This window comes from Pragia fontium DSM 5563 = ATCC 49100, assembly GCF_900112475.1.
Lineage (GTDB): Bacteria > Pseudomonadota > Gammaproteobacteria > Enterobacterales > Enterobacteriaceae > Pragia > Pragia fontium.
On sequence record NZ_FOLW01000018.1, the window covers coordinates 33,985 to 45,786 of the forward strand.

9 protein-coding genes are annotated in these 11,802 nt (G+C 40.3%); 2 read left to right on the top strand and 7 right to left on the bottom strand.

All coding sequences use genetic code 11. From position 1 onward, the window contains the following. Window positions 1-132 precede the first annotated feature (132 nt). The 4 genes from rsmG to asnC form a co-directional block, all read right to left on the bottom strand. Complete coding sequence (gene rsmG / locus BMZ28_RS16490; protein WP_074824976.1) at window positions 133-750, bottom strand: 16S rRNA (guanine(527)-N(7))-methyltransferase RsmG; 618 nt, start codon at window positions 748-750, stop codon at window positions 133-135. Between the two features lie 12 nt (window positions 751-762). Further along, window positions 763-2,652, bottom strand: coding sequence for a tRNA uridine-5-carboxymethylaminomethyl(34) synthesis enzyme MnmG (gene mnmG, locus BMZ28_RS16495; protein WP_047779401.1), 1,890 nt, complete (start codon window positions 2,650-2,652; stop codon window positions 763-765). A 372-nt stretch (window positions 2,653-3,024) separates the two neighbouring features. Next, on the bottom strand, window positions 3,025-3,474 hold the full coding sequence (mioC, locus tag BMZ28_RS16500; RefSeq protein WP_074824979.1) for an FMN-binding protein MioC: 450 nt from the start codon (window positions 3,472-3,474) through the stop codon (window positions 3,025-3,027). 91 nt (window positions 3,475-3,565) lie between these two features. Then, entirely contained in the window at window positions 3,566-4,027 is a 462-nt protein-coding gene (asnC, locus tag BMZ28_RS16505) for a transcriptional regulator AsnC (RefSeq protein WP_074824981.1), read from the bottom strand. A gap of 154 nt (window positions 4,028-4,181) precedes the next feature. Here asnC and asnA point away from each other — a divergent pair, with 154 nt between their 5' ends. Further along, a complete protein-coding gene (asnA, locus tag BMZ28_RS16510) occupies window positions 4,182-5,171 on the top strand; it encodes an aspartate--ammonia ligase (RefSeq protein ID WP_047782410.1) in 990 nt (329 codons plus the stop codon). Here asnA and viaA read toward each other — a convergent pair. Both viaA and ravA read right to left on the bottom strand, forming a co-directional pair. Next, on the bottom strand, window positions 5,168-6,628 hold the full coding sequence (viaA, locus tag BMZ28_RS16515) for an ATPase RavA stimulator ViaA (RefSeq protein ID WP_074824983.1): 1,461 nt from the start codon (window positions 6,626-6,628) through the stop codon (window positions 5,168-5,170). The genes asnA and viaA overlap by 4 nt on opposite strands. Further along, a complete protein-coding gene (gene ravA, locus BMZ28_RS16520; RefSeq protein ID WP_074824987.1) occupies window positions 6,628-8,145 on the bottom strand; it encodes an ATPase RavA in 1,518 nt (505 codons plus the stop codon). The genes viaA and ravA overlap by 1 nt, the downstream gene beginning before the upstream one ends. A 227-nt stretch (window positions 8,146-8,372) precedes the next feature. On the opposite strand from ravA, the gene kup reads away from it, so the two are divergent. Next, window positions 8,373-10,241, top strand: a complete 1,869-nt coding sequence (gene kup, locus BMZ28_RS16525; protein WP_074824992.1) for a low affinity potassium transporter Kup — start codon at window positions 8,373-8,375, stop codon at window positions 10,239-10,241. 200 nt (window positions 10,242-10,441) lie between these two features. On the opposite strand, the gene BMZ28_RS16530 is transcribed toward kup, so the two are convergent. Next, the gene (locus BMZ28_RS16530) at window positions 10,442-11,146 is read right to left on the bottom strand and encodes a FadR/GntR family transcriptional regulator (RefSeq protein WP_047782407.1); all 705 of its coding nucleotides are present in this window, start codon (window positions 11,144-11,146) and stop codon (window positions 10,442-10,444) included. Window positions 11,147-11,802 lie beyond the last annotated feature (656 nt).

Here is an 11,802-nt window from a genome sequence, read left to right on the forward strand (position 1 = left end):
AATGTTAAAAACAGGCATTATTCAAGACTCATTTTACTTAGAAATTCTTATTAATTTTAACTTTTAAAATTTTTTTGTAAGAGCACTATTTATTCATTTATCGCACAAATAATTAAACCCATCGGTGGTAATTTAACCACTCACTATCACTAAATGACGTTCACCATCCAGTTCAGGAACGTTCAGTCGAATAATATCTTGCACAATAAATCCTTCAGGGATCTGTTTTAGCTCTTCCTGTGAAATCATTCCCTTAAGCGCATAAAACTTACCATGTGGCTTAGCCGGTAGGTGATGACACCAAGTCAGCATGTCTTGAAGAGAGGCAAAAGCTCGGCTAATCACACCATCAAAACCGTCAGGAACAGAAAATTCCTCTACCCTACACTGAACAGCAGTGACATTAGTCATCTCCAATTCATGCAGAACTTGGCGTATAAAACGGATGCGTTTTCCCAGACTGTCTAACAAAGTGAATTGTGCGTTGGGGCGAACAATGGCTAAAGGTATCCCTGGTAAACCAGGCCCCGTTCCAACATCAATAAAACTATCGCCCTGCAAATAAGAATTAACCACAATGCTATCCATAATGTGACGAATTAGCATTTGTTGAGGATCGCGGACAGAAGTCAAATTATAGGCTTTATTCCACTTGTGCAACAAAGCGACATAGGCCAGAAGCTGCTGCTTCTGGCGATCGGTAATGTCTATTTCAGCCGATTTAAGCAGTTGATCAAATTGATTTTGCAAAACGTAGTTCCCTTAAGCGCTGCGACGCAGCATCCCTTGTTTTTTCAGCCAGATAAGCAAAATAGAGATTGCAGCCGGTGTAATACCTGAAATCCGAGATGCCTGACCAATAGAGCTTGGTTTATGGTCGATCAGTTTAGCCCTGACTTCATTGGAAAGTCCTGGAACCTGATAGTAATCCAGATCGGCTGGCAGTACCGCACTTTCATTGCGCAGATGTTTATCAATTTCACCTTGCTGACGAGCGATGTATCCCTCGTATTTAACCTGAATTTCAACCTGCTCAGCAGCCTGTGGATCTTCTACCCCAGGTGCAAACAGGGATAAGGTTGATAACGTGGCATAATCCACTTCAGGGCGTTTTAACAGCTCTTCGCCAGTTGCCTCTTTGGAGAGCGGTGATTTTAATAGCGCATTGATCTCTTCAACTTGAGGTAAGTTAGGATGAACCAAAATATTTCTCAGTCGTTGGCGTTCCAGCTCAATAATTTCCTGCTTACGGATAAAGTGTTCCCAACGTTGATCGTCTACCAGACCTAAATCACGTCCAATCTCGGTTAAACGTAAATCCGCATTATCTTCACGTAACATCAGACGGTATTCAGCACGAGACGTAAACATACGATAGGGCTCTTTAGTACCTAAGGTACAAAGATCGTCAACCAAAACGCCCATGTAGGCTTGATCGCGACGCGGTGACCATCCTTCTTTTTCTGATGAGAAACGACCAGCATTTAATCCAGCCAGTATTCCCTGAGCCGCAGCTTCTTCGTATCCAGTTGTTCCGTTGATCTGTCCGGCAAAAAATAATCCGCTGATAAATTTGCTTTCCAACGTTGGTTTGAGATCGCGAGGATCGAAGAAATCATATTCAATAGCGTAACCAGGGCGAACGATCCTTGCGTTTTCCATTCCCACCATAGAGCGAACGATCTGCATTTGTACGTCAAACGGTAGGCTAGTTGATATCCCGTTTGGATAGACTTCGTTGCTGGTCAATCCTTCTGGTTCAAGGAAGATCTGGTGTGAATTTCGATCGGCAAAACGCATAACTTTATCTTCGATCGATGGACAATATCGTGGACCGATCCCTTCAATGATCCCAGCATACATTGGGCTACGATCCAGATTATTACGGATCACATCATGAGTTTTTTCATTGGTATAAGTGATGTAACACGGGATCTGAGTTGGATGCTCAGCCACATTTCCCATGAATGAGAAAACAGGTAATGGTGTATCACCATGTTGTTGCTGCAAAATATCAAAGTTGATCGTACGTGCATCAATTCTTGGTGGTGTTCCGGTTTTTAAGCGATTAACGCGTAAAGGGAGTTCACGTAAGCGATGGGATAAGCCAATGGAAGGAGGATCTCCTGCACGACCACCGCTGTAGTTTTCCAAACCAATATGGATCTTACCGTCCAGAAAAGTACCTACTGTCAGAACGACGGATTTAGATCTAAATTTCAATCCCATTTTAGTGACAACTCCGGTCACTTTGTCATTCTCGACAATCAGATCTTCTGCTGGCTGTTGGAAGATCATCAAATTGGGTTGGTTTTCCAAGGCGGATCTTACCGCTTGTTTGTATAAAGCTCGATCGGCTTGAGCACGAGTTGCTCTGACCGCTGGTCCTTTACTGGCATTGAGTATTCTGAATTGAATCCCTGCTTTATCAATGGCATGTGCCATTAAGCCGCCCAGAGCATCCACTTCTTTGACTAAATGTCCTTTACCAATACCACCGATAGCCGGATTACAAGACATTAATCCTAAAGTATCAATGTTATGGGTTAATAAAAGTGTTTGTTGCCCCATACGGGCTGCAGCCATCGCGGCCTCAGTTCCGGCATGACCACCGCCAATAACGATGACGTCAAAGGAATCTGGATAAAACATGGTATGACACCTCAGGATGTACGAACGATCGAGATAAATGATCTTGAGCCAGCGATTCTACTTAACTTTGAAGTTTAGTCCAACTGCCTTGGATCTTGGTTAATTAAAGAAAGATCTTTTTATTTAGAGATCTTCTTATTAGATCTACTATTAGGATCCTTCCATGTTGTGGATAAGGAATAATTTGCTTTAAGGATCAATTTATTGATGGGATCCTTTTACTGTGGAAGATCGGTGATCTTACCTCGTATAAGCTGGGTGCAATATGACTCTTTATCCACAGGGTGGTCTTCATGATAAAGTTATTCTTTGGATAACTACAGGTTAAACCCTGCTTTAGACCAGACTTATACACAACTGACTGCGTATTATTTAATCGTTATTGAGTAAAATAATCCAATCTTGTAGCCAAATTTCTGCCGGATCCTCCGGAATCTCATGTTCAGTGACATCAATTTCCAGACGATCGCCGATCCTTTTTGCCCCATGATCCTGCAAAATGCGATCTGCAGTTTTTATTCCACCGCAAAATGTATCGTATTCTTTACTTCCTAAACCGATGGCACCAAATCTGACTTTGCTGAGATCCGGATTCTCTTCTTCTATTTGTTCAAATAACGGTTGTAGATTTTCGGGGATCTCACCAGCACCGTGAGTTGATGTCACTATTAACCAGATACCTTCATGCTTTAATTCATTCAGTTCTGCGCCATGAAGAACTTCTGCAGAAAAACCTGCTTCCGTAAGTTTTTCTTCAAGATGTTCGGCAACATATTCGGCACTACCTAATGTACTGCCGCTGATTAAGGTTATTTCTGACATAAAGGCTCTTTCTTTTTTCATTTGCTGATTATTGTACGCTGTGAAAGAGCTGGGATCTACCTGTGGATAATGTGGGTATAGTAAAAATATGTTAAGGACGGATCGTCCGCATGATTGGGTTCTGAAGAGAGATCAGTGTTTCCGTAGATTGTATTTCATCAATGGTCTGGATCTTGTTGATAAGTACCTGCTGTAGTCCATCAATCGATCGGGTCATGACTTTAATAAAGATACTGTAGTGGCCAGTGGTGTAATAGGCTTCAACCACTTCCTCCAGGTTTTCCAGTTTGGTTAATGCAGAGGGATAGTCTTTGGCGCTTTTCAAAATAATGCCGATAAAACAGCAGACATCATATCCAAGCTGTTTTGGGCTGATTTCTACTTGTGTGCCCAGAATGATTCCCGCTTGTTTCATTTTTTCCACTCGGACGTGGATTGTTCCTGGACTAACGCTGAAATTTTTAGCTAATTCAGCATAAGGAATACGAGCGTTTTTCATTAATTCGTTAAGTATGTCACGGTCCAAATTATCGATCTGGTAATTATCGGCCATTTTTAATCCCCTTTTTTGCATGATTGTTATAAATTTAGCTAAAAAAATGAATAATTGAAATCTGTTTGGCTATATTTGCTATTGAATATTGAATTGTGTACCTGTTTTGTTGCTTAATACTTAGCAATGACATCACAGTATTGAGATAACCATAATGAAACAGCCCTTTATTCAAAAGCAGCAACAAATCAGTTTTGTAAAATCGTTCTTCTCCCGCCAGTTGGAAAAAAAATTGGGTCTGGTTGAAATTCAGGCACCTATTTTAAGTCGTGTTGGTGATGGTACTCAGGATAACTTGTCCGGATCTGAGAAAGCGGTTCAGGTAAAAGTTAAAGCTATTCCTGGTGCAACCTTTGAAGTGGTTCATTCATTAGCTAAATGGAAGCGTCAAACTCTGGGACGTTTTGGTTTTACTGCCGGTGAAGGTATTTATACCAACATGAAGGCTCTGCGTCCTGATGAAGATCGTTTAAGCCCAATTCATTCTGTTTATGTTGATCAGTGGGACTGGGAGCGCGTTATGTCTGATTCAGAACGTAGCTCTGATTATCTGAAGCAAACGGTTCGTACTATCTATGCGGCAATAAAAGAAACTGAAGCTGCGGTAGCTCAGGAATTTGGTTTGAAGCCATTTTTACCCGCAGAAATTCATTTTGTGCATAGTGAAGAGTTACTACAACGTTATCCCGATTTGGATGCTAAAGGCCGTGAACGTGCAATAGCAAAAGAGCTGGGTGCAGTATTCTTGATTGGTATTGGGGCTAAGTTATCTCATGGTGAATCACATGATGTGCGTGCACCTGACTATGATGACTGGACAACACCTGGCGCAGATGGCGAAGGTCTGAACGGGGATATTCTGGTATGGAACCCTGTTTTGGAAGATGCTTTTGAATTATCTTCAATGGGAATTCGCGTTGACGCAGAAACGCTGAAACGCCAGCTGGCCATGACAGATAATGAAGATCGTTTACAGTTAGAGTGGCATAAAGCTTTAATCAAAGGAGAGATGCCTCAAACGATTGGTGGTGGTATTGGTCAATCTCGTTTGGTTATGCTGTTACTACAGCAGAAGCATATTGGTCAGGTTCAGTGTGGTGTTTGGTCTCCTGAATTACGTGAATCTGTAGACTGCATGCTTTAATCGGCATTCATATTCCAGCGGCGGCGTAGCCGCTGGCTAATACCGGTATCAAACCGCCATACGTGATCAAATATCTTCATAATGTTAGGTTTACCGTGTTTTGACATAGCCACCGCATGAAAACGGTGGCTATGTTTTTTCTGCTTTAGTTTTATTTGAGCGATCAAATCTTCCGGTAAACGTTGAGCGATAAAATCTGAAATAATGACAACGTCTGCATCCTGCCACGCTTTTTGATCTATTTTCTCCAGTGTTTCTGATAAGCAGGCGGCCAGATCGGTACCTCCTCTAAAACTTTGGCTAAGAAAACGGATAGCTTCATTGATACCGGTCTGAGAAGTCAGTTCATAGTGAATGACTTCCGTTGAAAATAGTAGAATATAGCAACGCCGATTGTCAGCCATACCGATACGTAATAACGCCAGACAAAATGCTTTGGCACATTTTTCATTAAAACCGCCCATAGAACCGGAAGTATCAACGCAAATAATAAATGGTCCTTTGGGGAGCTGTTCATTTACCGTTTTGGTTATTGCCCGGGTTTTCACCTGTTCGCGCCAAACTTCACCTTTGAGCTGATAGGTGAGTAGTCGCTGTTCCAGAAATCGGCGATAGAATTCCAGTTCCAGCTCATCAATATTCAGTAGCGTCATTTCGGTGGGCAGCATACGAATAATATCGTTGCTTTGATAAATACCGTTGACGCTTTCCGGTAGCGTAGCGGGTTCTCTGACCATGATACGATATTTTTCATACTGGGTATCTTTACGAGCGATGGACGTTGGCTGATAGCTTCGACCTAATTGTTCAGCCAGTTTTTGTAATTCAGGCTGTTGAGATAAAAACTTGCCGTATTCAATGAGTAGATTACAGTCCGATCGGTATTTTTCACCGCGGCTCATATCCCATAAGTGACCTGAACTTCTATCGTTCTCTACCAGAAAAGGTTCCAGCATACTGTTTATTGCCAGACGCTCCTGAAGTTGAGACATTAATTGTTCCCAATCTTCTTCTATTAGGGATTTGTGCAATGAGGTTACTTGAACTGAGAAGCTTTTTCGCCATTCGCGTAAAAATAGGCTTTGGAAGCTATCGTTGCGGTGTTCAGAAGTCGATGCCAGCTTTTTAGCCTGTTGGGCAAAGGAGGAGCCAATATCTTCAAGCTTTAGGACAAGATTATTCAGTTGGTTAAAAAATGAAAGGTTATCCAACAATAAGGTTTCTTTATATAAAGAAAACTCTGCTGATATTGCTGGCGGAATTTCAGATTGTTGTAGCGTATAACCTAATTTGGCCTTCCATGCGGTAATTTCTTTGTTGAAGGCATGCTTAATTTTGGGATATTTTTCAAAGAAAATAACCAGTTGAGGAGCAGCTAACAGACTTATAATTAATTCTTCAACTATTTCGCTCTCGCTAATAGAGAGCAATAACTCAATAGTTTGTAGACTCATAATTATATTTCAGCCCCAGTAAAGCGCTGTTTTTGTTTGTCTATTTCGTCATTAACCGCCAGTAAACTAGCCTCTATTCTGGCAAGCCACTCTTTATTGATAAACAAACAAGGTTGAACATCCATAAAACGTTTACGCTGCTCGTTCAATCTAAATTGTGCATTTTGCAGGCGTTGGGAGAGTTCATTGGTTGGTTCGATATGAAACGTCTTGTTTGATAAGTGTAATGTTGAAGAGGCAAGGGACAAATCGCGAATAATCAACTGTTGTTTATCATCAACGCTAATATCCAGAGACTGTGAAAAACCAATGCCATTTAGTTTGCCTTTTAAGGTTTCACCTTTGGTTAACCATAAATCAAGTTGCTGTTTTTCAATGATTATATGGGTGACTTCCATACCGTGTAACTTCAGTGGAGTTTCTAACATTAAAGTTATCTTTGGTTCATCAATAATGGTGGATAAGGAATAGATTTGTTTACGATTAAATAAGTTATTTTTACGCTCAACCTTGAGTGATAACTGGTTTGATTGTTGTTGTTTGTATTTTAACCAGTCACTATTAATTTGTTGAATTTGTAAAAGAATGCTTTTTTGTTGGAATGCCTGTTCAGTGATTAACTGGTCTATTTGATGTTCTATTAAGGCTAATGAATTGATATCGTGCCAAAGACAGTCTTTTAATAAAATGATATCGACTGGATTAATGGATTCTCTATCGTTGAAAAAAGCGCAGGCTTGCAATAAACGAATCGCTTTTTTCCAACGTCGGTCTGAAATATAAGGGCCATTATCTAATGCATTAATATTCTCACGTAGTTTATAAATAAGCTCGAAAACATCATTAGGTAATTTAATGTGATTAATATCTTCTTGCCATTGGCAGTACTCTTCATCACTAATGCTAAGTGACTCGATTACAGGGTTTAGTTTTTCATCTTTTTGATGACCGATCAGTGACAGGAAGTTAGATTTTTCTTGTATGTTATTTAAGGATAATCTAATTAACATCCGATCGTAGAGCGCTTCCAGGCTATTATCATCTTCCGGTAATTCATTGGAGGCTGTGACCAATAACCTCATTGGAATAGCGGACTCTGTATCGCCATTACGAAATCGTCTTTCATTTATTGCTGTTAATAATGTATTGAGTATTGCCGGACCTGCTTTCCATATTTCATCCAGAAAAACGATTTCTGCTTCAGGAAGGTAGTTTTTGGTTAACCTGATATAGCGCCCATCTTCTTTTAAGGCCTGAATAGATAAGGGGCCAAATACTTCTTCTGGGGTTGAAAAACGCGTCATCAAGTATTCAAAAGCATTGGCATGCTTAAACATATGCTTTAAACGTCGTGCTATCAGGCTTTTTGCTATTCCTGGTGGGCCAAGTAGAAATACACTTTCTCCACAGAGTGCCGCTAATAGACATAACCTGACGACATGCTGTCGTTCATAGAGTCCGGTTTCCAAAATAGCACTTAGGTGAGTCATCCTTTCAGATAGTGTTTTAGGTTTAAGCATAATAAATATAACTAAATAATATAAAGTTAGAAAATTATAGCAGATATATGATTAATAATGCTTTTATCTTAGAATTAAAAGCGCTTTATCAGATAACACATTTATTTTTTTGTAAAAATAGCAGCCGGAACATACTATTGAAATCTGGTTTATATTAAAGCCAAACATATTGTTATACCTTTGGGTTATGGAACGATCGTGTAAACTGCGGACAACAAAAAATAATGATGAGTACAGATAATAAACGCCCATTACCAGCCGCGATGTTAGCAACAATTGGTGTTGTATATGGTGATATAGGTACCAGTCCTCTTTATACATTAAGAGAATGTTTTTCTGGCTATTATGGATTTAGCGTTCAACCAGATGTTATTTTTGGTTTTTTATCTTTAATTTTCTGGATGTTAATTATTGTTGTTTCCCTAAAGTATCTTAGTTTTGTTATGCGGGCAGATAACGCGGGTGAAGGCGGTATTCTGACTTTAATGTCACTGGCAGGAAGATATGCCAGCGATAAAAAAACGGCGCTAGTGGTGGTTATCGGACTGATCGGCGGTAGTTTCTTTTATGGTGAGGTTGTAATTACTCCAGCCGTTTCTGTTATGTCTGCGTTGGAAGGTTTGGAAATATTAGCGCCTTCTCTTGAAGCCTATATTGTTCCTTGTGCTGTTGTCGTCTTAACGATTCTTTTTTGTATTCAAAAGCATGGAACGGGGGGCGTGAGTAAGGTTTTTGCGCCGATTATGCTGCTGTGGTTTATTGTTATTGGCTTGCTAGGCTTCCGCAGTATTCTTGCCAGTCCTCAAGTTCTTTATGCACTTAATCCATCTTGGGCGATAGGATTTTTTCTTCAGTACAAATCATTATCTTTTTTTGCTTTAGGTGCTGTTGTATTAGCGATTACCGGGGTTGAAGCCTTGTATGCTGATATGGGACATTTTGGCAAAATGCCGATTCGTTATGCTTGGTTTACCGTAGTGTTGCCCTGTCTGGTTCTGAACTATTTTGGCCAAGGGGCATTATTGTTAAGAAATCCAGAAGCGATTAAAAATCCATTTTTCCTGCTAGCGCCTGACTGGGCATTAATACCTTTGCTTATTTTGGCTGCGTTAGCCACGGTGATTGCTTCTCAGGCGGTTATTTCCGGCGTATTTTCCCTGACCCGGCAGGCAGTACATTTGGGTTATCTGCCACCAATGCGCATTTTACACACCTCTGATATGGAGGCCGGGCAGATTTATATTCCGGTCATTAACTGGTTGCTGTTTATTGCTGTTGTTATGGTTATTGTTACCTTTAAGCACTCAAGTAATTTGGCCGCTGCGTATGGTATTGCCGTAACCGGAACCATGGTTATTACGGCGATACTTTCTTGCACCGTGGCCTACCAAAACTGGCACTGGCCTAAAATTGCTACTGTCACCATTCTGACTATTTTACTGTGCATTGATGTACCTCTTTTTACCGCTAACCTGATTAAGGTGTTCTCTGGTGGTTGGCTCCCATTGTTGCTGGGGCTGTGTATGTTTATTATTATGACGTCCTGGAAAAGTGAGCGTTTCCGGTTGCTGCGTCGACTAAATGAACACGGTAATTCATTGGAAGCATTGATTGCCTCATTAGAAAAAAATCCGCCTACCAGAGTTAAAGGAACGGCGGTATTTATGATACGAACAACCAATGTTATTCCATTCTCATTACTGCATAATTTAACTCACAATAAGGTATTGCATGAAAGAGTCGTTTTGATGACTATCAAGACGGTGGATACCGCTTATGTACATAATGCGCAACGAGTAACTATTGAGCAGTTATCGCCAACATTTTGGCGTGTAGTCACTCGTTATGGCTATAAAGAAACACCAAACGTTGAGAATATTTTCTATTTATGTGGGTTGGAAGGATTGTCGTTTCGCATGGAAGAAACATCATTCTTCTTGTCTCATGAGTCGGTTAAATTGAGTAAACGACCATGGTATTTAAGGGTTAGGGGGCAACTGTTTCTGGCGCTTAACCGTAATGCGCTGCGGGCACCCGATCAGTTTAAAATACCGCCTAACCGGGTTATTGAGTTAGGTACCCAAATAGATATTTAATTTTAAAATAGTTATAAATTAGAAAAATCTAATCCAGAATTGAAAGGAGAAGCACTTTATTGGCTTCTCTTTGAAATCATATCTAGAAAGCTCACGAGCTTCTTAGCACTCTTTTCTTTATTTAGTTGTCGCAACTTAGGGTAGGCCAACGACATTATGAGCTAATTGAGTCATTCATTGCTCTATTTGGCCTGCCGGAGTTAAATATTATAAACTTTTATGTCCTTCTCTAATAAGTCCTGAGTTGCCTTGAGTGCATCAGCGCTATTTTTCTTCAGAATTGCATCAACAATAGACTGGTGATGTTCTAATTTTATAACTTCATTGTTGGTAACGGATTTAAAGTACGTTTGATAAATCGAACTGAATAAACTGGAAAATGAAGTTAATAGTGGATTGCAGCTCGCATTATAGATGAGCTTATGGAATTCGGTGTCAACGTTTACCCATTTTTCAGCATCAAACGCCTTGTGCAACGAACGCATTTCAGCCATCAGCAGTGAGAGTTGATAGCGTTGTTCATTACTGGCATTGATGGCTGCTAATGCCGCAGCCTGTGGCTCAAGCGCTCGGCGTAATACGACAAAATGTTGGGTGACTTCAAAAAAGTTATCCTTAGTTATCCACCAAGATAGCAGATCTTTATCAAGGAAATTCCAATAATACTGAGGCATGACTCGAGTACCTATGCGTGGTCTGGCGAGTAACATTCCCTTTGCCGTTAGCATTTTTACTGCTTCCCTAATAGCTGTTCTACTTACGCTGTATATTTCACAGAGCTCATTTTCACCGGGGAGTATACTTTCGGCGGCAAATTCACCTGAAAGAATACGATGCGCTATTTTTTCTGCCACAAGATAAGACAGATTTCGATGGGCAGCTTGTTGCTGAACGTTAAATTGCATTATTTTGTTATCCTTTTATGCGAGTAGTAGCTAGTAGCAGATATTAGGTAAATCTGTTTCTTTTTATAGGTAATGTATAACGAGCCGGATAGATGGAGAAGCCTTATTGTCCTAATAATAGGAAAAGTAATAACGTAATCTTTATATTATGAACTATAGAAAGTAGATAATGTGTTTTTATCTATGTAACTAAATGAGATTTCATTTAGTCAGTATTATTGAATACTGTGAACTTACCAGACACTATTTAATCAATTAGGCCATTTTGGTGAAAATTAGAGCGTTCAGTCACTTTTTTGCAATTAGCGCTTGCCAGATAAATCTGAGTCCCTATAATGCGCCTCCACTGACCCGGCAACAGCCGGCGAAGACAGAGGTTAAGATGAATAAATCTGTGATTTAACACTTGACTCTGTAGCGGGAAAGCGTAGTATACGCAGCCCGTGCCACGGCAAGCGAAGCTTACTGTTGGCCATGCTCTTTAACAATTTATCAGACAATCTGTGTGGGCACTCACAAGACGGTATCTCACGCTGTAACACTTCGGTGTTCAGCAACAAAAAATACCAAGTCTTAAAGAGTGACCAGACAGTAATTCATTTGTGAATTATTGAAAGTAATCTTTGAGCATCAAGCTTTTAATTGAAGAGTTTGAT

Excerpts from the sequence above, each read along its gene's own strand:
- mnmG (WP_047779401.1), bottom strand. The coding sequence starts at position 2,652 with ATGTTTTATCCAGATTCCTTTGACGTCATCGTTATTGGCGGTGGTCAT.
- mioC (WP_074824979.1), bottom strand. The coding sequence starts at position 3,474 with ATGTCAGAAATAACCTTAATCAGCGGCAGTACATTAGGTAGTGCCGAA.
- asnC (WP_074824981.1), bottom strand. The coding sequence starts at position 4,027 with ATGGCCGATAATTACCAGATCGATAATTTGGACCGTGACATACTTAAC.
- asnA (WP_047782410.1), top strand. The coding sequence starts at position 4,182 with ATGAAACAGCCCTTTATTCAAAAGCAGCAACAAATCAGTTTTGTAAAA.
- ravA (WP_074824987.1), bottom strand. The coding sequence starts at position 8,145 with ATGCTTAAACCTAAAACACTATCTGAAAGGATGACTCACCTAAGTGCT.
- kup (WP_074824992.1), top strand. The coding sequence starts at position 8,373 with ATGAGTACAGATAATAAACGCCCATTACCAGCCGCGATGTTAGCAACA.
- BMZ28_RS16530 (WP_047782407.1), bottom strand. The coding sequence starts at position 11,146 with ATGCAATTTAACGTTCAGCAACAAGCTGCCCATCGAAATCTGTCTTAT.